Origin of the sequence: Porphyromonas miyakawae, assembly GCF_045865415.1 — a bacterium.
GTDB classification, from domain to species: Bacteria; Bacteroidota; Bacteroidia; order Bacteroidales; family Porphyromonadaceae; genus Porphyromonas; species Porphyromonas miyakawae.
The window spans coordinates 1-24644 of sequence record NZ_BAAFSF010000001.1; the positions used below are offsets into that span (position 1 = coordinate 1).

At 47.4% G+C, this 24644-nt stretch carries 16 protein-coding genes; 1 reads left to right on the top strand and 15 read right to left on the bottom strand.

From position 1 onward, the window contains the following. Window positions 1-5975: helicase-related protein (locus tag ACLWMH_RS00005; RefSeq protein WP_411914733.1), on the top strand; the 5975-nt coding region annotated here is incomplete at its 5' end. Between the two features lie 193 nt (window positions 5976-6168). Here ACLWMH_RS00005 and ACLWMH_RS00010 read toward each other — a convergent pair. The 15 genes from ACLWMH_RS00010 to ACLWMH_RS00080 all read right to left on the bottom strand — a co-directional run bounded on the left by ACLWMH_RS00010 (window position 6169) and on the right by ACLWMH_RS00080 (window position 24237). Then, entirely contained in the window at window positions 6169-7095 is a 927-nt protein-coding gene (locus tag ACLWMH_RS00010) for a nucleotidyl transferase AbiEii/AbiGii toxin family protein (RefSeq protein WP_244400370.1), read from the bottom strand. Continuing rightward, on the bottom strand, window positions 7088-7837 hold the full coding sequence (locus tag ACLWMH_RS00015) for a type IV toxin-antitoxin system AbiEi family antitoxin (protein WP_244400371.1): 750 nt from the start codon (window positions 7835-7837) through the stop codon (window positions 7088-7090). Before ACLWMH_RS00015 ends, ACLWMH_RS00010 begins: the two co-directional genes overlap by 8 nt. Window positions 7838-8243: 406 nt before the next feature. After that, entirely contained in the window at window positions 8244-8552 is a 309-nt protein-coding gene (locus tag ACLWMH_RS00020) for a helix-turn-helix domain-containing protein (RefSeq protein WP_244400372.1), read from the bottom strand. After that, window positions 8540-10624 carry a bifunctional DNA primase/helicase gene (locus tag ACLWMH_RS00025; protein WP_244400373.1) on the bottom strand — a complete coding sequence of 695 codons (2085 nt, stop codon included), beginning with the start codon at window positions 10622-10624 and terminating at the stop codon, window positions 8540-8542. Before ACLWMH_RS00025 ends, ACLWMH_RS00020 begins: the two co-directional genes overlap by 13 nt. Further along, the gene (locus ACLWMH_RS00030; protein ID WP_025883864.1) at window positions 10621-11016 is read right to left on the bottom strand and encodes a hypothetical protein; all 396 of its coding nucleotides are present in this window, start codon (window positions 11014-11016) and stop codon (window positions 10621-10623) included. The genes ACLWMH_RS00025 and ACLWMH_RS00030 overlap by 4 nt, the downstream gene beginning before the upstream one ends. Further along, window positions 10997-11416, bottom strand: a complete 420-nt coding sequence (locus tag ACLWMH_RS00035) for a P-loop NTPase family protein (RefSeq protein WP_411914734.1) — start codon at window positions 11414-11416, stop codon at window positions 10997-10999. The genes ACLWMH_RS00030 and ACLWMH_RS00035 overlap by 20 nt, the downstream gene beginning before the upstream one ends. 675 nt (window positions 11417-12091) lie before the next feature. Beyond that, a complete protein-coding gene (locus tag ACLWMH_RS00040) occupies window positions 12092-13126 on the bottom strand; it encodes a DUF4857 domain-containing protein (RefSeq protein ID WP_411914735.1) in 1035 nt (344 codons plus the stop codon). Window positions 13127-13132: 6 nt separating this feature from the next. Then, window positions 13133-13804 carry a hypothetical protein gene (locus ACLWMH_RS00045; RefSeq protein ID WP_411914736.1) on the bottom strand — a complete coding sequence of 224 codons (672 nt, stop codon included), beginning with the start codon at window positions 13802-13804 and terminating at the stop codon, window positions 13133-13135. 11 nt (window positions 13805-13815) lie between these two features. Continuing rightward, the gene (locus ACLWMH_RS00050; protein ID WP_411914737.1) at window positions 13816-14700 is read right to left on the bottom strand and encodes an ABC transporter ATP-binding protein; all 885 of its coding nucleotides are present in this window, start codon (window positions 14698-14700) and stop codon (window positions 13816-13818) included. Window positions 14701-14764: 64 nt separating this feature from the next. Continuing rightward, complete coding sequence (locus ACLWMH_RS00055; protein WP_411914738.1) at window positions 14765-15346, bottom strand: PepSY-associated TM helix domain-containing protein; 582 nt, start codon at window positions 15344-15346, stop codon at window positions 14765-14767. A 23-nt stretch (window positions 15347-15369) separates the two neighbouring features. Further along, on the bottom strand, window positions 15370-15957 hold the full coding sequence (locus ACLWMH_RS00060) for a hypothetical protein (RefSeq protein ID WP_411914739.1): 588 nt from the start codon (window positions 15955-15957) through the stop codon (window positions 15370-15372). 127 nt (window positions 15958-16084) lie between these two features. Continuing rightward, window positions 16085-18529, bottom strand: a complete 2445-nt coding sequence (locus tag ACLWMH_RS00065) for an NHL repeat-containing protein (protein WP_411914740.1) — start codon at window positions 18527-18529, stop codon at window positions 16085-16087. Between the two features lie 43 nt (window positions 18530-18572). Next, window positions 18573-20102 carry a DUF6850 family outer membrane beta-barrel protein gene (locus ACLWMH_RS00070; RefSeq protein ID WP_411914741.1) on the bottom strand — a complete coding sequence of 510 codons (1530 nt, stop codon included), beginning with the start codon at window positions 20100-20102 and terminating at the stop codon, window positions 18573-18575. An 81-nt stretch (window positions 20103-20183) separates the two neighbouring features. Then, entirely contained in the window at window positions 20184-21506 is a 1323-nt protein-coding gene (locus tag ACLWMH_RS00075) for a DUF4876 domain-containing protein (RefSeq protein ID WP_411914742.1), read from the bottom strand. Window positions 21507-21528: 22 nt separating this feature from the next. After that, window positions 21529-24237, bottom strand: a complete 2709-nt coding sequence (locus ACLWMH_RS00080) for a TonB-dependent receptor (RefSeq protein ID WP_411914743.1) — start codon at window positions 24235-24237, stop codon at window positions 21529-21531. Window positions 24238-24644 lie beyond the last annotated feature (407 nt).

Consider the following 24644-nt stretch of genomic DNA (forward strand, 5'->3'; position numbering starts at 1 on the left):
GAGGTCTGAAGTGCGTGTTGAACCGCACAGACACACCAGCGGACATCCGCTATTGGAGTAAGTCGGAGCAAGAACTCTTTGCTCCGACACAGCAGCTCAAGCAGATGATCTATCGGGAAGCGGTCGATGCTCACACCGCTAAGCGGTATTGGGAGAGCATCAAGGCGAGTGTGCTCACCTCATTTTATACAGATAGACGTATCGTCTCTGCTATTTCAGATGCTCTCGCAACAAGTGGTGCAACGCTCAAACGGTGCCTTGACCCCTCCTCGGGGATGGGGGCTTTTGCCGAAACATTTGCCAAGCAGACGGGCATTGTTGATGCCTTGGAGAAAGATCTGCTCACGGCTCGCATCAGTCAAGCGTTGCACCCTTATGGCGAGGGCAACATCTTCGTGCGAAATGAACCCTTTGAAGCGATAGCACCCCTAGAAGAGACGGAGAAGTATGACCTTGTAACCAGCAACATCCCCTTTGGAGACTTTATGGTCTATGACCGTGAGTATAGTAGGGGGAATGATCTTTTCAAAAAGGAGTCAACACGAGCCATTCATAATTACTTCTTCGTAAAGGGCTTGGACTGTACTAGAGAGGGTGGTCTCATTGCATTTATCACTTCACAAGGCGTACTCGATGCAGCTCTAAATGAGCCAATCAGACGCTATCTGATGCAAAACAGCCGACTCATCTCTGCTATCCGTCTGCCATCAGGTATGTTTAACGAGCAAGCAGGAACTGAAGTCGGAAGCGACTTGATTGTCTTGCAAAAGCAGTCAGGCAAAGAGATTGGCGAGGGCCTGGAGAAGCAGTTTATTCAGACAGTCGCCGTACCCAAGGGGGATGGTTTTACTATGGCATTCAACCACAACTCACTTTTCGAAGGCTCGTGGGATGATGTGGCACCTCGCACCATAGCTACCAGTCGTGAGCTGGGTAGAGACCCTTACGGCAAGCCAGCTTGGAAATATCGCTTTGAGGGAACTATGGAGGATATGGCTGAGAGTCTCCGAATACAGCTCACACAAGATGTGACAGCACGTTTTGACCGCAAGCTCTATGAGACGGGAATAGCGATGAGCGAGGAGGAGCGACAGAATGAAGCCGAGAAGCAATTGCGTAAGCTGGGCGTAACGGTCGGATTGCCTGGGGTGGAGCCTAAAGTAGACGAGGAGCAAGAAACAGACAACGCTTATGCTCTAATGCCTGATAGCATCAAGGGACAACTCCCCAAACTATATGACACCGAGAAGCAACTTATTGGCGATCGTATAGCTTATGTCCGATACTTCTTCCCGCTGGGTGCCTATACAGCCTACCTCTTAGAGTACAATCCAGAAGAACGTCTTGGGTTCGGAGCAGTTACAATGGGTTACGGTTGGGAGCTCGGTTATATCTCCTTGGACGAAATGAAAGAGGTTAAGATACATGGCTTGGGGATTGAGCGTGACCTTCACTTTTCACCTACAGCATTGCATAAGATAGCCGAGCTAGAGGAGCTTGTCCAAGGACGGTATAGCAAAGAGGTGGTACAAACAGAAACCCAAACGGAAGAGGTCGTGGATAAGTCCCCTTCAGAGGGAACTTCCGTCAACTCCATCGAAAAGAGTGAATTGGTAGAACCCACCCAGCAGGAGCAAGTCTCTTCAATGTTAGAACCAGCACCCAAAGGTGTGCCAGCTCTAACGCTACAGCATCAATACGAAGCGGATATACGTACAGACCTAGAAGCCCCACGAGAGATGGGCGGACAGATGGTCTACTTTGATGACGACCATCATCCCGTGATGGATACTACAGATGTCGGTCTGGAACAAGCGGGTTATTTATTTGCTCCCGAAGAGTACGAACTTTGGACGCAGGAGGTCGCTCGTGTTAACAAGGAGATCAAAGAGGTCAATAAGCAACAGACAGTTTCTAAGCCCAAGCAAAGCTCAGTAAAGCGTCCAAGAGCAAGAATAAGTACTAAGCTCTCCTCAATCGAGCAGCCATCTCTATTTGACTTTGCAGAAGTGGAGAGAGAAGTACAGCCAGTTACAGAGGTTAAGAAGTCGTTTGATGCTTCACCTCGTCCATTCCTCTCTTTGCCCGACTCGCATCTACGAGATGGGTCGATCGTGCTGCAAAATGGACAAGTGGGGTATCTCTCGAATCTGAAGCGACAGCCTACCTTTCATCCGATGGACTTGCCCTATGAGCGCCTAACCAAGCTCAAAGCGTACATCGAGATACGAGAAAGTTACCATCGGCTATACGACTACGAAGCGAACAATAGATGTGAGGATAGCGAGGAGCGTATAAAACTCAATCGGCTCTATGACGACTTCGTCAGTCGCTGGGGGTATCTCAATCAGAAGAGCAATACAGACCTCATCAAGATGGACGCAACTGGGGTCGAGATACTCTTCTTAGAGCGATCCGATAAGGGGGAATACATCAAGGCAGACATATTTGACCATCCTACCGTCTTTGCCACTACAGAGGTGACAGTAGCTGCCGACCCCACGGAAGCTCTCGTCTCTTCTCTGAATAAGTATGGCTCTGTGGAGCTAGACTATATGAGTTCGCTCCTCCCTGAGATGGAGGAGAGTGACATTATCTCAGCTCTAGAGGGACGTATCTACTACAATCCAGAAGTAGATGGCTACGAAGTGGCAGACAAGTTTATCTCAGGCAATGTAATAGAGAAGAGCGAGCAGATTGAGTCGTGGCTACTAGAACATCCCGATCATGAAGAAGCACAGCAAAGCTTAGCTGCCCTACGGGCTGCCACACCTACACCGATACCCTTTGCTGATCTTGACTTCAATCTTGGGGAGCGGTGGATACCGGCTAAAGTCTATAGCGCCTTTGCCTCAGAGTTCTTTGAGACAGAGATCACCGTCTCCTATCAGAGTACGATGGATGAATATGTTTTGCAATGTGATAGACGCAATGGCAACATTTGGCATAAGTATGCTGTGCAGGGAGAGTTCAGACGCTATGATGGACTTAATCTCTTAAAGCATGCGCTACACAATACCATCCCCGATATCAATAAAAACAAAGAGGTACGAGATCTAGAGACAGGCGAAACGAAAACTATCAAAGTACGTGATGGACATGCGATACAGATGGCTAATGCTAAGATAGAGGAGATACGTCAGGGCTTTGTGGATTGGCTAGGCAGAACGCCAGAGAGCTTTAAGCAACAACTATCCGACAGATATAATAAGCTATTTAACTGCTTCGTGCGCCCCAACTTTGACGGTGCGCATCAATCCTTTCCCGACCTAAATCTGAAAGGACTAGGTATCTCTGACCTCTATAAGAGTCAGAAGGATGCCGTATGGATGCTCAAAACCAATGGCGGGGGTATTTGTGACCATGAAGTAGGGGCTGGTAAGACCCTCATCATGTGTGCAGCAGCCTATGAGATGAAGCGCTTGGGCTTAGCAAACAAGCCGATGATTATCGGACTAAAAGCAAATGTCTTTGATATTGCCGACACTTTTAGAAAGGCTTATCCCAATGCTAGAGTTCTTTATCCAGGCAAGAACGACTTCAATAAGCAAAACCGCCAACGCATCTTTAACGACATCAAGAACAACGATTGGGATTGCATCATATTGACCCATGAGCAGTTTGGGATGATACCTCAAGCTCTAGAGATACAAGAGGTAATCTTGCAAAAGGAGAAAGACTCTATAGAGGAAAACCTAGAAGTCCTTCGTCAGCAAGGGGCAGACATTTCCCGAGCGATGCTCAAGGGATTGGAGAAGCGAAAGCAGACCCTCGAAGCCAAACTACAAGGCATTCAAGATAGCATTGCTGAGCGTAAGGATGATGCAGTGGACTTCAAAATGATGGGTATCGATCACCTCTTTGTGGACGAGAGTCATCAGTTTAAGAACTTGATGTTCAACACCCGTCACGACCGAGTCTCTGGCTTAGGTAATCCAGAAGGGTCACAGCGTGCACTCAATATGCTTTTTGCCATACGTACCATTCAGGAGCGGTCGGGTAAAGACTTAGGAGCTACTTTTCTCAGTGGCACGACCATCAGCAACTCACTCACAGAGCTCTATCTGCTCTTCAAGTACCTACGTCCTCAAGCACTCGAAAAGCAAGGCATCAATAGCTTTGATGCTTGGGCTGCTGTCTTTGCGAAGAAGTCTACCGATTACGAGTTCTCCATCACCAATGACATCATACAGAAGGAACGCTTCAGAACCTTCATCAAGGTTCCAGAGCTGGCAGCCTTCTATGCGGAGATTTGTGACTATCGTACCGCTAAGGATATCGGCATCGACCGTCCAGAGAAGAACGAGATATTGCATAACATACCGCCCACGCCCGAGCAGGAAGAGTTTATCGGCAAGTTGATGGAGTTCGCCAAGACAGGGGATGCAACCCTTTTAGGACGAGATGAGCTATCGGAAAAGGAAGAGAAAGCCAAGATGCTAATCGCAACGGACTATGCCCGGAAGATGAGCTTGGATATGCGAATGATAGACCTAGAAAAGTATTCGGACCATATAGACAACAAAGCCAGCCACTGTGCCAAGCTCCTCAATAACTACTATCAGAAGTATAACGAGCAGAAAGGAACACAGTTTGTCTTCAGTGACTTGGGTACTTACAAGCTAGGCGAGTGGAATGTTTACTCGGAGATTAAGCGTAAGTTGGTAGAGGAGTATCACATCCCATCTCACGAGATTCGCTTCATTCAAGAGTGCAAGAATGAGAAAGCGAAGAAAGCGATGGTGGAAGCGATGAATAGGGGCGATATACGTATCATCTTCGGCTCTACATCTATGTTGGGCACGGGTGTCAATGCCCAGCAACGAGCTGTGGCTATACATCATCTTGACACCCCTTGGAGACCGTCAGACTTAGAGCAACGCAACGGACGAGCTATCCGAAAGGGCAATTTGGTTGCCAAGGAGTTTGCCGACAACAAGGTCGATGTGATTATATATGCAGTGGAGCGTTCGTTGGACAGCTATAAGTTCAACCTGCTACACAACAAGCAGCTTTTCATCAATCAGTTGAAGAGCAATCAACTCGGTATGCGTACCATCGATGAAGGTTCAATGGATGAAGATAGTGGTATGAACTTCTCAGAGTATGTGGCTGTGCTGTCGGGCAATACAGACCTTTTGGAAAAGGCAAAGCTAGACAAGAAGATTACCGCATTAGAATCAGAACGTAAGAACTTTCTTCGTGAGCGAAATGGAGCTGTAGGTAAGTTGGCTGAGATTGATCATTCGCTCTCTTATCACACAGGCAAGATACAAGAGGCGAAGAAAGACTTAGCTTGCTTTGAGCAACGAGTGGAACGAGATGCTGAAGGCAACCCACTCAATCGACTTTCAATTAAAGGCGTAGAGGATTGTTCTGACATCAAAGAGATTGCTCATCGTCTTCAAGAGATAGAAGAAAAGGCTCGTACCAATGGTGAGTACAACAAGATTGGAGAGCTTTATGGCTTCTCTGTTATGGTCAAGACGGAAAGTTCCTCTCAGAACTTATTTGACCTATCGGTGAACCGCTTCTTCGTAAAGGGCGAGGGGAGTATTTACTACACCTACAATAACGGCAAATTGGCAAATGATCCTAAGTTGGCTTGTCTGAACTTCTTCAATGCTTTAGAGCGCATTCCCAAGGTGATTGAATCTCACGAGAAGGAGATAGCAAAGGTTTCAGCAAATAAGGAGGTCTACACCGCCATTGCCAATAACTCGTGGAAGAAGGAGGAGGATTTGCGTTCTCTCAAAGCCCAAGCTGCCGAGCTGGATAGAAAGATTGCCCTTACTATTGCTCCACCTTCTGAGTCCGAAGAAGCATATGAACAGCGACAGTCTAACCAAGCCAGTGAAGAACCTTCGCAGTCGCTCCGAGTTTCTGAGCAAGCAACCATAAAGCCACAAGAGAGTCAATCTCAAAATCCCGACAACGACTCTCCCAAGAACGGCTATCGCCCTAAGTGGAGATAAAATGAATTGGCTATCACTACTTCACCTTGGACATTTTGCAAATATTTCCAAGGTCGCATCAAGGCGATTTCTGCATTTTTGTGATGTTCATATTAATAATGTCAAGTAAGATCTGGTCTATACTTGACATTATTGATATACCTGTCTTGATCATTAAGATTTTTTGAGGATGCTCAGTTCTTATTCGCTCTACTCACTTAGATAGGTGTTTCCTGGATGGTTCAAAGTGATTTCTAAGTTTATCAATGCCCGCTTGAAACTTCTTGGGGTTTAGTTGTTTGAGTTTTCTAATGTTTAATAGTTTCCACTGAACCGATGGATAAGTGCTTAGATTACCTGCACAGCAAAGAGACCAATTGGGTGATCCTTGCTCAAATGACAGCAGAAACTCCTTGTCTATTTCAGTCAAACAGTTATTGACCTTACCAATTATCTCTGTACGAGCTTTTTGGTAATCTGTATAGGTAAATTCTATATCGGTCATCCCATTGAACTGATTATCTAATGCATCTTCTTGATCAATAGGATTAGGAGCAAGGGACTCTACAAAAGGCTTATCACTTCCCAATAAACACAAGAAGAATCCATCCTTTATTTGTTCGATGCTTTGCATCTCCATGTATTTACAATCGAATAGATCTCTTGGATGCTGTCTACTCAATGCTGCCGTTATCTTACCTCCATATAGCTGAGAATAAGGTACTATGCGTGCTTTACAATAAGCTTGAAATTCTTCTTGTGCTTTGGTGCAAAGCTCGACGATTTCCACCTCTCCCAATACTCCTCGCTTAGTGCCGTTAACCTCAATCTTTACCATAGCACCATTGAGGCTACATTGTAGTTTCCATACATCAGGTTTGTGTGTTACCCTAATGCCTGGTATTGCTCGCTCTATATTGACTTTTAGCGTTTTCAAGTGCTCATTGATGTGTTTGAGACTCTCTTCTCGAGACTCAATCGGGATATAGGTCAAGTCAATATCCACAGAATAGCGTGGCATATTCTTGTGAAAGAGATTGATTGCCGTGCCGCCATGTACCGCAAATTGTTCAATGCGATAAACCAACGGCATTATTCGGACAAGTAGTGCTACTTGACTCTTATAGGTTTCATTATTCATACGAATTCAATTCTTTTGGCACAGTAATTAAATATTTACTGATGTAAACTCCCGATTTTACTAACTGCAACTTATGTGTCCCTATGTCGACTTTAGAAAGATCTAAGTCTTCAAACCAATAGTGTCCTGCCTTTTCTGCCATATATAGGAATACTCTTTTTACTCTGTAATTCTGAGTCGTTTCAATAAGATTTTGCACAACTTTGGGGCGCAGGGTGGTCAATTGTTCCATGATATAAAATAGGTCCATATAATCATATCGTTTTGGAGCAAGTAAAAGACATTCCATAAAAGCTTGTTCAGGGGCAGAAATGAGTAGCTCCCAATCTAAATGCTTTATAGTGGCAACCTCGGGTGAGCTAAATGCTGTTGTTGAGAAAGTCTCAAACTCTTTGTCAAACAGATCAAACTTGAGCCATTGAGGTAACTTCTCTTTATCGGTCACCATCAAACGAGGTTTCCCCATAGGAACGTAATGATTAAACCCATATATTTCTAGCGCAGAGTGAGCTGCTATTCGCATTTCCTTATGCAGTTGTTCATTATAGGACTGTAATGCACCAAAAGCGGATAATTCTTCTCCAGTTCGATACATTACTCCATTGCAAAGCGATGTTAGCCATCCTGAAGAACGATATTTATTTAGTAATTGCCTAGAATATCCTTGCTCAGATAACCACCTAGAAAAGAATAGCCCGTTTTTAGTAGCTCCTTGTAGAAGCAAGTTTATTTTATTCTCCATAAGTCTACTATCAGTTTACATTTAGAGTAAATATCCAACTGCAAAGATAGAGTAAGTTCTTGTTATCTCAAAGGAGTAGTTGAATTATCACTTAGAAATGTAAACCGATAGTAGACATTTTGGTTTTAATTCAAACTCACGTGCAGATTTTCCGAAGAAAACGATGCCGTTCATTCTGAAAGCTGATCACTCTTCTTCTTTTCTGCGAAGCATTTCAACTATTTCATCTCGGAGGAAGAGAACGTACATTCCACCCACTAATGCAATTTCTCAAGAATGATGCTGTGTACCTCATTGTATTTCTTGCTCTTGTCAAACAACTTTATCAATTCCTCCTTCAAGTCAGCTTGACGATTCACTGACTCATTCTTTCGCCCTGATTTCTGTTAATGCGTAAACCTAACATCTACCACTCCTCTCTTCTTTTTAGCATCTCATCAATTTCCTCACGAAGGAACAATAGGCGACCATTAGCTTTGAGGTAGGGAATCTTACCCGCCCATACCCAATTGTAGATGGTCTTTTGCTCAACCTTTAGCAATCTAGACACATCAATGATGTCAAGATACTCAGGCTTGAGCGGTGGCTGTACAGCAGCGTCTATGGCTTGCTCTCGTAATACCAGCAACTGGTCTAGTTTTTCTTCCACATTCGCTAGCTTATCAAACAGTCGTTTTTGCCAAGGATCTTCTGTAAGATAGTCTAAGTATGACATAGTTCCCCTTTTTGATAATTCCCTGCAGTATCTTGAGACAAGATACGTTGCTCTCTCATATAGGATATATACTTCTTTGCTGTGCGCTCTTTGACTCCCAGCTCTCGCATTAAAACATCGCACAACTCTTGGTAAGAGAGACGGCGGTTGCTTTGAAAGATCTCCGTAACAATTGAGATCAATTCGTCTGTTTTTCGCTTCTCCTTATCCTCCTTAGACTTTTCACCACGATAGACATGCATCCCCAGCTCTTTATCCCATCCAAAGAGCATCATAGGAACATCTAAAGGGCTCCCATCTCTCACTTTCAAAGCCTTGACTACAGAGTATTCAGGATTGTCATCCTTTTCAATCGAAAGAATTCCTGCTGACTTACGTTGTAATTCTGAGCCTATGTGCCCACGAAGCTTGATCCCGTTTGGCACAAAGTGTAATACACAAATGATGCAGGTGTTATAAATCCCCGCTAGCCTGTAAAGCTCATCTACGACAGCGATACTCTCGGTCTCATCATTTGCAGAGCGCACTAAGTCTGCAATCCCATCAATAACTACTAAGTGTATCCCTCCATGTTTATGACGAAACAAGTCCATGCTTTCACGAATGAGTTTCAAACGATCCTTACGAGAAAGTGAGGCTAGATATAGAGAATGGTAAAAGTCAGGAACAGTCTCTACATCGGCTCTCCGTAATGTCTTTCCCAAATTCTTGTATAGTTGAGCCTCAGACTGCTCTGTGTCATAGTGCAAAACAGCCAAGGCTTTTGGATTGGGAGTTATTTCTAATCCTAGTGTTCGCTCTGAATCTAACCTTTCAGCACATAATGTGCCTGCAAGGATAGAACCAATGTAATTACTCTTGCCCGTACCCTCTCCACCTGTAATGCAGAAAAGATTGTCCTGAGAGCCAAGAGGGACTCCATTGACTGAGACAACCGACTTAGAAACATCTGGAGGATTGTCGTAATCAATCTCACAAGATTGCAATATCATCATTGTTTCGCTGTATAGGCTGGAAAACATTCGAGCGAGAAGATCTCTTAAATCCTGCTGACTATGGCCTAGGGCAAAGTAGTCAGAGATGTCTTTCTCCGTTTTGATACCGCTCAAAGGTAGTTGTAGTCTAAGTACTCCAAATTCAGAAAGCGCTTCCACCTGTTTCTGTGCCTCTCTGACCCCTGTTTCATCAGAGTCGTATAAAATGATGAGGTGTAAGAAGCGAAGTGAAAGACTTTCGATAATACCTCTTGGTATTTGTGCAGTCTCGCTATTGAAGCAAATAGCATTGAAATGGTGTGCAGAAAGGGAGAGGACATCTTTTTCTCCTCCCGTAATAAATAGGATATCTCCTTTATTAGGCAGTCGTGCTAGCCCAAATACATACTCTTCCGATTTTTCTCCACCATATAGAAACCTCAGTTTACTATTCGGGCGATATATTTTGACGAAATCGTTGTGAGCGTAACAGAAAATGGGTTCTTCGGAAGATGAGGTGAGCTTAAAAGGTTTTCCCTCTCTACTCACCGATTCGTAGCAAGACAACGATTTGACGTGGTATTGCTCCAATGTTTCCAAGGAGATCCCATATTGCTCCCAAAAAGCAAGTTCCTTTTGCGTAAAGGGGCGCTCATAAACTCGGAACGATTTTTTGTTTGCTATGTATTCTACTTTATCCATCGACCCTGTACACCTCTTTTGACTCTGTTCAACGGCTTGCCTAGGATAGGTGGAACGGGCTGCTTTCATGTTTGTGTCTCCTCTGTATTCAATAGAAATCTTTAGATTTAGATCCTGGATAATAGTCACTAGAACCTTCTTGAATTCAGATCGGACGTCAAGCCCCAAAATTGTTGCAGCAAACCAGAAGCAATCACCTGAGTATGCTTCATTTCCAAAGTCTTTCATTCGATATGAGTCTGACTTAGGATCAAAATAGATATTACAAGATGCTCGTTTGTCATCATAGAGAGGATTGCGAAAGTTCCGCTTGGGAACAAAGTCAATTGGCATATAGAAGTAGAAAACCTCTAATCCTCGATTGGTCAACTGCAAGACCTCTTCTTTTAGTGTCATAGCTCTTCAAAAAGATTTTGTGCATCTTCCCCCAAATAGCCTTTCAGTATACCATCCTTGTAAGCATTCAACCGTTGCAATGCTTCTATGCGTCTAAACCCTTTGAACGTCGCACGGCCTGATTTTACAGCTATATATAGACCCTTAAAAGGATAAAGGACGTGATTGCAGGATACATAGCGGTATGGGACAGCATTGGCATCTCGCCATCGAGCAAGAGAAGCTTTTGATATTCCTAATAGACGCATAACGTCTGATGAATTTAGCTCGATCTTTTCCTCAAGGACGCTATACTCTCTTTTGAGTTCTTTGATGAAGTCTGCAACTTGGCGTACTTCCTCTCGAAGTCCTTGAATTTCATCAAGAAGTGTGCTAGGGTTGTACGTTTCCATAGGATTCTGCCAATGTTTGAAAGGTTTCAGCTAGAAGTGGAAGTAGCTTCTTCAGTAGCTCATGTTCGGTTTCTTTCAGGAAGATCTCAATGAGACGTTCAATATTGGATAATGTGTCATCTATTTCAAGCGGGTGAAAATGGCGAAGAATACGTAGTAGGTCCTCTTTCTGCACTATAAGACATTGATTACCATGATGAGTTTGCACAGAGGCGAAAGATTCAACCGCGCCTAACGGCAAATGCAGAATGAGCGTATCCATACCAAAAGCTTCAGCACATCTTTGATAAGTACTGAGGCGAATGTCTCTTTGGAACTTGCAAGTCTTTACAAAGTTCGAGTAGTCTAATCCGCTATCATATGCTATTTGCTTGACATTGTCACACGAAGCCAACATCATATCTAGTGTTGGGCAAATGACATACAATCGTCTATCTCTTGCGGGCTTAACGGGTCGATTTTTGTTCATGTTTCTTCTACTGTTGAATTATCACCTGCAAAGATCCTATTCAAAGCCCTTTATAGACGAATATCTAAACACCATTCATTGGTAATATTCTACCAGTGTGTGCATCAACACACTTCTCTGCATAGCGATAGCACTTCATAGATCTTTTGGTTATAACCCTCATTGTTTTAGGGAACGTCATAATGAGATAAGCTGAAGTGAGTAGCATCTCATATAATGACCGCCAGTGCACGGTGCAAGCCTTATCTATATATAAGGGCTTGCACCGTGCACTGGAATTGTAGCCAAGAAAATTAGAGTAATTTTATTCTCAGATATTTGGAGGTTGTTCTACTTATTCGTACCTTTGAACCCGAGAAATGCAAGCGAGCAAATCTCACAGCAATAGCTATGAGTATTCTCAAAATACTCTCCTATGGCTACAATTTGGCTACAATTAAATCTTAGAGGAATATAAACAACTACGATATAAGGAGTTAGAAGGCTTGGTTTACAACCCTCTCTCTCCGCTTTAAGTACTCTGACAGTACTGTTAGAAAAGTATAAGTATCGTAATTCTAAGGAGTTACGATACTTATCTTTTAATAGGTTTTTACCTCTTCATAGTTAATTGAGTCGAGGTTTCACCCAGCCATCTAAGCGAGAGGTGAAGCGCAGTCCGGGCATGGTTCGCTCAGGGTGATCTACTTGTAGTTTACTCAGTAGCGTATAGTCTGTTGCATTGAGTGCATAGTAGCTTGTGGCATCGGCAGTGGAGATCTTGAGGGTGTAGCTGTCTAGGTCATTGCCGATGATGGTGAGATCCTCTCTAAGTGGGTTCCACGAGGGAATCTCAAGGTGACAGAGTCGATACCCCTCCCGCTCAATCAGATAGAGCTGATGGTCTCGGGTGGAGACAAGCCCGATATGCCGACGACTCGGCAGCTCCCAGACGAAAGCTTCGGCAGCCTCCACACCCTTGGGCAGGTCAATTGCCCGCAGGTAGGGCTTGCCTACCATCTGCTTGAGGTGGAAGAGCTTACCGCCCTGATCAATGAGGAGATAACCGTTGTCATACTCCTTTTTCGCAGTTGCATTGCCGGCTACTCGCTGAGCAGGAAAGGCGAAGCCTTTTTCCCGAAAGAGCTTCGTATAGAGAGTACTTTTCGCCTCGTTTAGTCGGTTACTCTTCATATCCACGAACTCGATCGCTTGTTCTGTAATGCGGAAGAGGTCTTCGGGCATCTCTAGCTTGACTCTCCGAGAAGCACTCTCGAGGAGTGGGTAGAGCGCTACGGCAGGTGCCGAAAGGGTGCGTGGCGAGCTGCGAAAGGTGACACCGGCCCGCTGTATCTGCTGCGGAGTAACTGCCTCGCCATAGAGCGTGTCGGGCAAACGCCCATCGGTGAGTAGCTGACGGTAGTAGAAAGTGGGGAGCAGGCTATCGACCTCCTCACGACTATATTGTCCACCCCTACCGCTATGGTAGGTCATTGCCCCTTCATCGTGATCCGTGATGATAAAGTCATTTAGTAGCCGACTATAGATAGTAAACGGCTCACGGCTTCCATCTGCTTGAAGATAGTTGTACCACCAGGGGATCTGCCAGATGAGGAGTAATACAATGGTGATGTATAGGAATATTGTGGCTATGCGCTTCATGGTATTTTAGTCTTGTTTCCCCTCTTTGAAGCGACTCACAGAGAGCCACACCAGTGTGGAGGAGAGGAGGGTGTAGATAAGTAGCGTAGGCAGGAAGGGTGCGTAAGCGCCTGCTGTGGGGGATATGTAGCAGAGTCGTACCAAGAGTATAGCTACCAGGGTATAGAGTATTCGTCTGCGCCAAGTGGGCTCTAAGAGTATCCAGCTCATCAGGAGGTAGCCGAGGAAGCCTGCCAAGATCCATGGCAATGTAGCGGAGAGGACGTAGGCGAGCAGTTCATAAGCCAAGAGCCCTTGCAGTCCTACAAAGAGGATACCTATGTATAATAGGGTATGCCATAGCAGTAGCGTCACCCCACAGGCGAGCATCTCATAGGTCGAGCAAAGCGGTGACTGAGGGAGGTGTAGGGTAAGCTTGAGACTCCGACGAGAGAGCTCCGGTGCAAACTGAGCAACAGCACAGAGCAAGCCTAAAATGAGCGGTACGTAGCGCATACTTTCTACGAATACTACTCCCTTTTGTATCATCACGAGCCAGATATGGTCAGCACCTTGTAGTGCGATGGCTCGATGAATGCGTATCACCCCATAGAGCGGTACAGCTATTGCGACAAGTGTCGATAGCAATGCGTATAGTCGGAGCTTTAGCCACTCCTTATATATTATAGAGTTAAACATATAGATAGGCGTTAATACTTACCGGTAAGTCCTATAAAGGCATCTTCGAGCGTCGTCTCGTGTGCTGTGAGATCTTGGTAGAGGACGCCGGCCCGTGTGAGCCGCTCAGCAACCTCAGGCATTGGGAGAAATGAGTAGCACTCTCCGCATCTGTGGTGCGCCTCAAAGTGATACAGCCCCTCAATCTCAGGGAGAGGACGATCGTCTGTGAGGGTGCATCTGTAAAGGCGTCCTTCGTTTAGAATCTCAGCAACCGGCCGCTGTAGGAGAATAGAGCCGTAGTCCATAATAATACAGTCATCGATCAGTCGCTCCATATCCTGGATTATGTGAGAGGTGAGAAAGATTGTAGTTCCCTGCTCCTTTGCATAGTGGTGCAGATAGTCCACAAAGAGTCTTCGATAGCCCGGGTCCAATCCCATAGAGAAGTCATCGAGGATGAGGAGCTTGGGGTTTTGTGCTAAGAGCAGTCCGAGAGCGACCTGCGAGCGTTGTCCACAAGACATGCGACTAAGGTGCTGCCTCTCGGTGACCTTGAGTAGCTCCATCAGCTCATAGTAGGCCTCCTTGCGCCACTTTGGGTAAAAAGGTGCATAGAAGCGCTCTATCTGCCGAATAGTCATAAAGCTATATTGGACGTGCCCCTCGATGAGCAGTCCGATCTCCTGCCTGAGCCGGTTAGGCATACGGGTTATATCTTCGCCAAGGATGCGACAGACTCCCGACTTGGGACGGAGGAAGCCACTAAGGATATTGATTGTAGTGGTCTTGCCTGTGCCGTTTTTGCCAAGCAGACCGAGGATACGGCCACGAGGCACTGCAAAAGAGAGATCACGGTAGATCAGCCGCTTGCCGTAATAGTGGGTTAAATTGTGACACTCGATTAAGTTGTCCATATTAATTGAGAGCTATAATATAAGGGAATGTCTTTTCGGCAGTGGTTATTGCTATCTTTGGTGTTTAGAGGAAGATGAAGAGCAGCGGTACTGCCAGCCCGCTTAGTAGGAGAATGCCGCCACGACCTATGAGCCCACGTCGCCCGGGCACGATGAGTAGTCCCGTGAGGGTGATGAGTATGAGCCCGATGGCTAGCACATCGGCGACGATCGTCCACCAGCGTCCCGGATTGTAGTGGAGGCGGGTCATAGAGCTAATGAGTGGGCGTCGCTCGATCGACTCGTAGACGGCTACCCCCGTTGAGGTATCAAGAAGCAGGGTGGCACGTCCCTTTAGGAAAACTTTGAGCGTATGCTCGTCGGGGTAATAGTGCTTAGTATAGCTCCCCGATAGGTCTATCTCGTCCAAGAGCTTTCGAACGGCCACTGCGTCAAGGTGGTCAGCACCTTGCAACTCGCCTAAAGGGATCTGATACTCACGCTGAGTAATGATGTAGTGTGGATTAATCGAGTCTCGGTGGTTCATGTAGAGACCCGACAGCGCATAGATGAATATAAGCGAAGCAAGTAAATAGGAGAGATCGCGGTGTAGTAATCTACTCCAGCGACGCACACTCCTACCTACTTCCTTGAGGTTTACTCTCATAGAGATTTGTCAGCTCCGGATGGTTACTGCTGCTCTATCTGATAGCTTGTGGCATTGATATGGTAGAAGGAAAGGTACGCCTTGCCCTCTTGCGCTTCACGTTCAGCGATCTGCTTGCGGAAGTCTGCAATACGAGCCTCTGGTGTGTCGGCCGTTTCGCCACGAGCCTTCTTCTCATTGGTGCAGCCTGCCTTGCCCTCGCCATGCTCTTTGGCGGCTTGAGCTTTGAGCTGCTCCTCCCAGTTTTGCAGATAGGCCTCATCGATACGATCCTCAACAAGCTGTCCTGTGATGGTGACTATACTGTTGACACACTCCTGAGCAAAGGCCCCCATCTCCTCACTGGCCTCAGCGCGAATCACCTTGGTGTCGTCGCTACCCATGAGGAACGCTTTTTTAGCCCCATGCTTACAGAGGTGGGTGCAGATGCCCTGCACGGTAACCGTCTGACCGACGAGACTATCAGCAGAGGCGAGGAGTGCATCCACCTCTATATAGGCCGGAGCCTCCGTCTCTGCGGTTGCTGTTTGATCTTGCTTTTGCTTGTTGCAGCCCATGAAGGCGAGGGAAAATAGTGCTGCGAGGAGCACGAGTGATAGTTTGTTGTTCATACTTTTTGGATTTGATAACTATACTATTGAGATAATAGAGTGTGAAGTGATCGCTTCACTGACTTGCTCATATGGGAGTTTTGTCCCGCTCTCCCCATACAAAGAGGAGAGCAGGACGAGACTCTGATTAGATAGCAGGGATGTAGACACGATAGGTCTCACGATCCGTCTGAATGAAGTAGACACCTGTAGGTAGTGCGATCTCCATATCACCGGAGAGTAGTTGCTGTGCAACCATCTTACCGGCCGGCGTGTAGATAGCTACGGGACGAGCCTCATCGCTATGTAGGTAGAGCATACCTGCAGCAGTAGCAATAGAGAGTTTCACGGCTGCTATCTCCTCAACCGCTGTATTGGACTGACCGGACAACATCACCGTTGTTTTGACATCACCGGAAGTCAAAACAAGCTGAGCAGCAACCTTACTATTAGCCTTGATAGTGGCATCCGGGGTATAGGTTACCTTAATCGTAGCAGGATCATTGGAAATAGCTATTTCGCTCTTATCCACAGAGAAGTACTTAGCACCTTCGCCCTCAATGGTGCAAGTAATGGCATCCATCAGGTTCTTCTGCGTGACGGTTAAGTCAACACTCTTCGTGTTGCCTACGGGAATCATAGCAAAGTCTATTGCCTCTTCCGATACCTTGATGTACTGCTCTGTCTCAGTCGTTGCATAGAGATAGACCTCGTAGCTAGCACCGCCAGAGGTGAGGGTTAGCTTGCCGATACGTTCTTCGGGAGTCTTGGTGACTGCCGTCTTGAACTGTATCTCCAGAGCACCACCCGTAGCGGGTAGCTCCTTGAGTTGTGCCGTAAAGCCTTCGCCGGAGCAAGCCACCTGAATAGGTGCAGTTAGGTCTGATGCCAGTACTTGCAACGTTCCTTTACCTTCAGAGAGGTAAAGAGCCTTCCGGTCGGCAGATACGGAGGGGAAGGGGAGCTTGTGCGCAACAAAGAGGCTAAACCACTTGTCACACTCCAGCTTTTTATACCCCGATGTCGTAAGCAGGTCTGCATTGTTTTGACAACGAACAGCAGCCACATAATTATTGGCTACAACATCGCCACCGAATGAGGTGGCAGCCTTGCTTACCATAGGATAGTCTTGTACGGAGCCCTCAGAGAGATTGAGATCTAGCACACGATAATAGGTCTGTCCAAATAGAGCATAGGCATGCAAGATGACACGATCTCCCTGCGTAGAGATAGCCGTACAGTTGGAAATCCCCTTCTCTGGGAGTAGCGTATGCCACTCTGCATGGGGCTTGCCTGTAGCTTTGTCTATAGCTAGAGCATAGCCTCTGTGCTGCTTGAGCTTTTGCTCGAAGAGTACATTCCCCTCAGCATCGCAAAAAGCTCCGGCACCACGTCCCGCTATGTAGACCTTGTCCTTGCCGACAGCTATACCATCAACAAAGACCTTTGTCCAGTTGTGTTCCTTCACCATTTTAATCTGAATCTGAGAGATCCACGAGACCTTTAGATCTGTGTCTAAGCAGAGCGTGAAGAGAGTCTCTTTGTCAGACAAGACAAGTTTTTTGTCTCCAATGGTGATTGGAGTCTCAGCTTTTTCGGATGAAATACGACCTGTAGCATAGAGCTTTCCGTCATCATACTTAATAGCCATGAGTTTTGAAAATTCGATAGGATCCCCTTGCTCTGTGAGATGCTTAACGTAATTTCCCTCATTATCAAACTTGAGGATAAAGAAGTCTCCTACAGATTTCTGTACATCACCATTCCATCCAACATTGTTCTTCGCCTTGATGGTCGTTTTACCGATGGTTATGGCCGTGCGAACGAAGCCACAGACATAGACGTTCCCCTTGAGATCTACTGTTATACCCATAAAGTCTGCTCCTAGCATTGTCCCAAAATTGTAGCGCGTCGCATCGGGTCTAGGCTGATGATCCACATCAAAGAGTTTGTGATATAGAACTTTCCCCATAGAGTCAACTTTAATCAACATCGGCACATACTTGCGATACTTAGCCTCAGCATTAGGATCTTCTCCAGCCCCAACAAAGAGGGAAGATATCTTTATATCGTATGGAGTGCCATCTCCTTGTACAATACGCACTAAGTCTCTATCTGTTTTAGATGTTGAGTTAGCATCTCTAAGCATTAGAACAGCGACAAACCCTCCATCTTGAGTCGCTACGAGACTAGTTGTCCCAGCCTTGGCTATCTCGCCACGAGCTCCATATATATGCCATAAGAGCTTACCATCAGGAGCTATCTTATAGATTGATAAGGTCTCACTGCCACTATTCCCTTGCCCATCGTCTCCGTAAGAGACGGCTTTATCTGTAGGGTTAGGGGCATCATAGTTAAACACCGAACTAGAGTCCGTACGAACCTTGCTATAATAGGTGTTCGTAGCAAATAGATTCCCATCTTGCGAAGCGACGACTTCTCCGGGCGTTTGTGTTCGCTTCACATTATTGGAAATCACCCGATACCAGAGGAAGTTCTTCGCTATCCCCTCATTTGAAGTTTGTGCTTTTGTCACACTCGCTGTACAAAGGAGAGTGAAGAGCATAAGTAATACAGGTAATTTTTTTCGCATACTGATAATAATTGATTATTTATTTGATTGTTAGAATTTACGATTAGAAAGAGATGCCACAACGTATGGCTCCGTAGTCGCTACCGCACAGCTTGATCTGCGTGTGCAGATAATTGAGAGAGAGCCACAGCACATATCGATGAGTGAGCTGGAAGCCGTGCGTCATCTCCACACCGTAGCCCATCCGCATGGAGTGAGCTATCTGATAGGCTCGCTCCAGTGTCTCTCTATATGTCGGTATCGGCTGATGCTGTGGAGCCAACTGCTGAGAGGCGTGCCCCACGGGGATCCAGACTCCGCACGTAGGTCTGAGAGAAGCCATGTAGCGCCCTCTCGTATAGTCGAGCTGAGGCGCTATCTGCCCCACCACATGGTAGAGCGTACGCATAGCATTAGGGAGCAAGTCCTCCTCATGTAGTCGGTAGCCGAGAGAAGTGAATACACCCCACGACCAAGGCGTGCGAGGTGTGTCCTGACTATCCCAAAAGCCTTTAGCGCCAAACTCTAAGGTCTGACCATAGTATGACCGCTCCGTGGCTATGCGTGGGTAGATATTTCCCTTAGGATCACCGAAGAGATGGACTGCGCCTCGACGGATGTCCCCTTGTGTATAAATCGCTACACCCCAATGCCCCAGTCGTGCTGAGTGGGCGGTGTATCCTGCTTGCAGATCTATCGTGTGACCGTAGAGCGTTGAGAGGGGAAGGTTGTTGAGCTCTCGTATGATTCGATCGGTCGTCAGCAGATGCCATGCAGCTAGAGCATAGAAGCCTTGACGCGACTTGCTGGTAGGGGTTAGCCCGAGCGAGATGCCATAAGACAGCCCTTGATAGAAGAGCGAGGTATTGCCTCCCCTAAAGCGGTAGTAGTCTCCCCCAATGCCCGTAAAGTGATATTCACTAGCCACTCCGAGCTCACTCAGGAAGTTTACCTTGTTGTTTTGCTTGTAGCGGCCGATAGAGCCTGTCAGAGCTAACGCATAGTGGGTAAGCTGATAGCCAATGCCGAGTTGCCCCTCTAAGTGTGTCGCCAGATTGCGAGGACGAGGGTCGGTCGTGCGATAAGCAAATGTAGCACGATAGTCAGCCGTTAGAGAGAGTAGCCAGTTGCCGAAGCGATGTACCGTACCGGCCCCAAAGGTGTAGAGATCTTGATGCAGACATGCCGTGTGCGCTGTGTCTCCCATGACGTAGGGAGCGAGAAGGTAGTAGTCGGTCGTCTCGTTGAAGCGTATTCCCTCCGTAGCACGGTAGGTGTAGGAAGCCGCTCCCCAAGCGAAGTTGTTGCGCCGACGCAAGGCACTCTCTACGCGCACCGACCCATCTATGTCCTGCTTGCCCAACTGCGGGATCATAGCCTCGCCTCCATCTCGCCGCATAGCTCCGCCCAGCGAAATGTCTGTGCGACTACCTCGCTCTGAGAAAAAGTAAAGTGGCGACACCCCAGGCGACACCGACAGGTCGTAGCCAGGTCGCCCCTGTTCTAGGAGCGACCTAGCCACCGAGAGGGTGTCTGCAGCTAGAGGAGACCTCGCTGGTTCTTGTTGCTGTCCATAGAGCGAGCCCGTGAGCACACCCAGGAGACAGATTAAGAGCGCAAGAGATCTACTAAGACAAACAGAAGGATGATGCACCATAATCTAATTGAAGAGACTTTACTTGTCAATAGGCACGACCCCATCATAAGTCTTGGTCGTGCAGGGTGTACCCTTAGCATTGATAGCAGTACCTTGCTCCTCAATGAGCGAGGCCGTGACCATCGGGTTGAAGTCCTCAAACGAGTTGTTGGTGTCCTGCAGGATCACATGTCCCTCGGCATCCTTGCCTAGGTACTTACGTCGTACGCTGTGGAAGTAGCGATCTTTCTGCCCGTCTACCGTGCCACAGTTTGTATAGCCGGCGTCTATCGTCTCGGGCAGGATCGTCCACTGATGCACCGCCTCGACACTACAATTGACCCCATCTATGATCCAGTCGTTGGGTAGCTTATAGCATGAGCCTGACATATCATAGCTAATCCCATTGTGTGTCAAGACGTAGGTGTAGTCATACTTGTAGTCCTTGAGGTACTCCTCCTTAGTGATCGGCATACGAGCTATAGCATACGATGCAAAACCTCTATTGTGTAGGATGAAAAAGGACTTCGAGTAGCAGTACCACTTATCAAGGTTCGGCACTGTGCGACTATCAAAGTCTTGGTGTGTGGGCACACTAGACTCATCATACCACTCGAAGTTTGCCTTGGAGAGGTCGAAAGCATTTGGATTATTTACCTTGTGGTCAATGCCTATATCACAGAGTATCAGTCGCTCGCCAGGCTTCACGGGTTGCTCCTTACCACTGCCGGGGATGACATAGACGGCGTGTACCGCCATGGCTTCTTGACGTATGTCTGGCTTGTAGTCAAACTTGTGTGTAGGGTTAAACCCACTCTCACAGAAGGCGATCCCGTCAGCATAGAGCACTCTGTCTGTCCCGTTGTAGAGAACCACATAGCTAGTCCCATTATACTGCCTTCCTGCAGGGGCAGGGGTCAGTGTGCCCGTAAAGAAAATCTCCTGGATGACAAAGTCCTGAACGGTAGGCACGATGCGTAGCTCTAAGCGTAGCTTGAGTGGCTCGGTCGTTTGGTCGGTCACCTCCATATTCTCGATCTGTGCGGCCAGTCGTCCCTCCATTGCGACCCCGTGTAGCATATAGCGACAGGTCGCTGTGTAGTTTAGGTTGTACAGCCCAGGAGCGAGCTTGATACCCTCCAGCGTCTTATACTCCACGTCTTGACCTGTGGTGATGTTGTGTAGAGTGATTAGCTCCTCTTGTATTGTCAAGTCCGTGACATCCTCGGGCAGTATGCGCTCGAAGAGACAAGCGACGGACTTTTGCACCTTGGGGTTGTCGGGTGTGACAGGGTCAGGGCGACAAGAGGTCACAGCGACCAAGAGCACTGGCAAAAGTAGTATATACAGTAATCGTTTCATAGTGATCTATTTGTTGAGTTGATTATATTTTGATGCGTAGCTCCATGCCAAAGTAAGGGGTGGCAGTACGTCTGAGTGTAGCCGTTCCCACCTTGTAGTCGGGCAGGTAGTCTAATACATTGTTGGCAAAGAGAGATAGTGTAAAGAGCTTACCCAGCTGCTTGGATACTTTTAAGTTGACCGCAAGCGCTAAGGGGATGCGACTCGGCTTAAAGAGTGTATCACTATAGCGTATCAAAAGATGCTGCAAATAAGTGTCTCGCTCTGACTCAGCCGTGTAGGGGTGCAGCTTGCCATCGTGTACATCTAAATAAGCTATCGGGCGACCATCTTGAGGCAGACGGCGACGAGAGACCAGCCAGGTGCTCTCTACGGCAGTCGTTAGGATGAGCCCCCACTGTGGAATTTGCGTATCGAGGAGCAGATTGGTTGAGAGGGACTGATTTTCCGAGCCGTCCTGCCAGTTGTAGAGCCCTAAGTATTGATCTGAGAGAATCACATCTCCGTAGACTCCGGAAACGGCATAGTAGAGCGGCACACTATTGGAGTAAGTAGAGCGAAACCATGCGCCCCCAAGGATTAGACTCGTGTTGATATGCGGAATCCGCTCCGTCATAAGCTGAAACTCTACTCCCTCCTTGCGGATCATACTCCCATTCTCGGGGCGACTCGTCGACTCAATACGCGCAGCAGAAGTATAGGGGATGGTATTGATGTCGGGCTGTCCCGTCAGCTTGCTATAGTCAATTGCAGAAGCGTCATACTTATTGTAGGCATAGACCTGTGCCGTGGAGCGGTATCTAAATCCGGTAGTCATCAACTCATTAAAGTAGCTCACAGAGAACCTATTGCGCCCCCATTCAGCAGAGAGACGTAGATCCAGCTTCTGATTGCGCGTGGCGCGTAGCTTGTAGTTCGTTGCATCCTCTATATAGGTGCGGACGTAGTATAGACTGCGCTCATAGGGTGCGTTGATGTCGTAGTAAGCCAGCTGCGTCATATCTATGTAGCGCGGATCAGGGTATAGATAGTTGAGCGTAGGCATACGAGTAGTCATTCCCCAACCGGCATCAAATGAGAGCTTAAGCGTTCGGGATAATAGATCCCAAGCGGGCAAGCTCCAGCGCAAGTTGACACGTGGATCAAAGTAAGACTTATAGCTCAGTGTGTACTGCGAAGCTAAGCCTAAGAGCATAGAGAGTCGCACGCCCGCCTCCAGTTGGAGCGTATGTGCTCCGAGAGGCTGCGTGTAGAGATCCTCTGCATATAGAGCCATCTGCTGTAGTGCAGGGATTTGGTTGTAGGGGCGCGGACGGGTATCCCATGCTTTGGGAAAGAGTGGGTAGGAGAGATCGTAAACCTGCCCTCGACCGAAGTTCTTGGACAGCTCATAGTTAAAGCCCCCCTTCAATCTATGCGAAGCCTTACCCCACGCTATATTATACAAAGTCTGCCCCTTGATAAAAAGCGTCAACGGCTTACCATCACTCACATAGTCCGCTATATACTCGCGGCCGATCAGTCTGGCCTCGTGCTCACCGGCTTGGTCGCCCGTAGGAGTTATAGACATACGGTCCGGGGCCACGAGTCGGCGTTGGTGTAAGTAGTCAAACTGCTGCGCAGCCGAGAAGGTTAGCTCCACTCTCCGTAAGCCCTCTTTGCCGTCTGATGGTGCATATATATAGCGTGAGGTGAGTGCTATGCGGTTGTAGTCGGTGTAATACTCATCGGTGCGTCCGTAGGTGAGGTCAGGGTCTACCTTATTCTTGTCAAAGGTCCCCGTATAGTCACCGCTCACCTCCCACCTATGCGCTTGGTCACTACTCGTACCGTGATAGCGCAGAGAGCCGGTCAGCCGCCTATAAGTCTCAAAGGGAATACGCGGATCGGGCTTAGCGGATAAATAACTCACATCGCTATTGAGGATATGACGCCGAGAAGGGGTGAGGGCAAAGCCCTTCTCCACAGAGAATAACTTACTGTAACCATCTACCTTAAAGCGGCTCTGCACAGGTGAGGCTTGTTGTTTACGATGCACGAGCACCACACCGGAAGTTATATTGCCATACTCTACGGAGGGAATACCCCGGATGAACTCGACCCGCTCTATATTGTCCGTCTGTAGCGTACGCATATCCACACCTCGATTCACATTAACCTTGCCTGCACCTAAGAGCGAGCCGGAGGGGGAGGCGGTATACTGCATGTCCGCATCCGTATTGAGTGGCGCACCATCTACCATAAAGAGGGTACCCAGCGAACTGATGGCATAGTCTTGGTTGTTCGTCCTATTGCCCTGCACATTGATAGTGCCGGTCTCACGGAGCAAGAGATTGTTGACTCCCTTCATATTAGGCACGCTACTTTTGCCACCCGGTAGTAGTGCTGTCAGGTCGGAGAAGCTACTGGGCTGTAGATGATCAATGGCCGCCCGCTCAATCGTGGTGGAGCTGGTCAGATGTCGTCCCTCCTGGGCGGTCACAATTACCTCGCCTAACACACGTTCCATCGTAAAGGGGATACGTAGGTATTGGTCGCGCTGCAGGGTAACCTTCAGCTCCTTACGCAGACCTGTATAGCGCACCTGTAGGCGGTATTGCCCCGCTTGTACGGACTTAAAGGCAAAGCGTCCGTCATCGTCTGTATAGACCGCCAGATCCTTTTGTCCCTCAGTGGAGAGAACCACTATAGCGTAGGCTATCGGCTCACCGGTAGCGGCATCGTACACCACGCCCTTGAGGCTGTGACGAGCACCTTGAGCACATAAACTCCAAGAGAGTAACGAAAAAACTATATAGGACAGAAGAACTCTACAGATAGACCTACGCATAGAGGAAACACCAAAAACCCTCGCAAAGGTATATCGGGTTCATAACCGATAAAATAACTACTAATGGGTATTTTAGTCCGCTTCTCTCATTACTCCTTGGTAGGACCTGCGAGAAAAGGTCAAAAAGCTTACGCTTATCCCCTACCGCTCCACTTAAATGCTTATTTCAATAAACAGCACGATCTGGTGTGTCGCCAATAGCTCTGTGCAGAGCTCTCCGACACGTGGCATCATACGGATAATGCCCTACTGCCAAAAGAGCTCTGCACAAGCACAGTCCTAATACTTGAGAAAATGAGCGTCATTAC

What these genes read in the sequence shown, in the direction of transcription:
- ACLWMH_RS00060 (WP_411914739.1), bottom strand. Translation starts at nt 15,957, where the DNA reads ATGAACAACAAACTATCACTCGTGCTCCTCGCAGCACTATTTTCCCTC.
- ACLWMH_RS00030 (WP_025883864.1), bottom strand. Translation starts at nt 11,016, where the DNA reads ATGGAAACGTACAACCCTAGCACACTTCTTGATGAAATTCAAGGACTT.
- ACLWMH_RS00045 (WP_411914736.1), bottom strand. Translation starts at nt 13,804, where the DNA reads ATGTTTAACTCTATAATATATAAGGAGTGGCTAAAGCTCCGACTATAC.
- ACLWMH_RS00040 (WP_411914735.1), bottom strand. Translation starts at nt 13,126, where the DNA reads ATGAAGCGCATAGCCACAATATTCCTATACATCACCATTGTATTACTC.
- ACLWMH_RS00050 (WP_411914737.1), bottom strand. Translation starts at nt 14,700, where the DNA reads ATGGACAACTTAATCGAGTGTCACAATTTAACCCACTATTACGGCAAG.
- ACLWMH_RS00025 (WP_244400373.1), bottom strand. Translation starts at nt 10,624, where the DNA reads ATGACACTAAAAGAAGAGGTCTTGCAGTTGACCAATCGAGGATTAGAG.
- ACLWMH_RS00010 (WP_244400370.1), bottom strand. Translation starts at nt 7,095, where the DNA reads ATGAATAATGAAACCTATAAGAGTCAAGTAGCACTACTTGTCCGAATA.
- ACLWMH_RS00035 (WP_411914734.1), bottom strand. Translation starts at nt 11,416, where the DNA reads ATGATGTTGGCTTCGTGTGACAATGTCAAGCAAATAGCATATGATAGC.
- ACLWMH_RS00020 (WP_244400372.1), bottom strand. Translation starts at nt 8,552, where the DNA reads ATGTCATACTTAGACTATCTTACAGAAGATCCTTGGCAAAAACGACTG.
- ACLWMH_RS00075 (WP_411914742.1), bottom strand. Translation starts at nt 21,506, where the DNA reads ATGAAACGATTACTGTATATACTACTTTTGCCAGTGCTCTTGGTCGCT.
- ACLWMH_RS00055 (WP_411914738.1), bottom strand. Translation starts at nt 15,346, where the DNA reads ATGAGAGTAAACCTCAAGGAAGTAGGTAGGAGTGTGCGTCGCTGGAGT.
- ACLWMH_RS00065 (WP_411914740.1), bottom strand. Translation starts at nt 18,529, where the DNA reads ATGCGAAAAAAATTACCTGTATTACTTATGCTCTTCACTCTCCTTTGT.
- ACLWMH_RS00015 (WP_244400371.1), bottom strand. Translation starts at nt 7,837, where the DNA reads ATGGAGAATAAAATAAACTTGCTTCTACAAGGAGCTACTAAAAACGGG.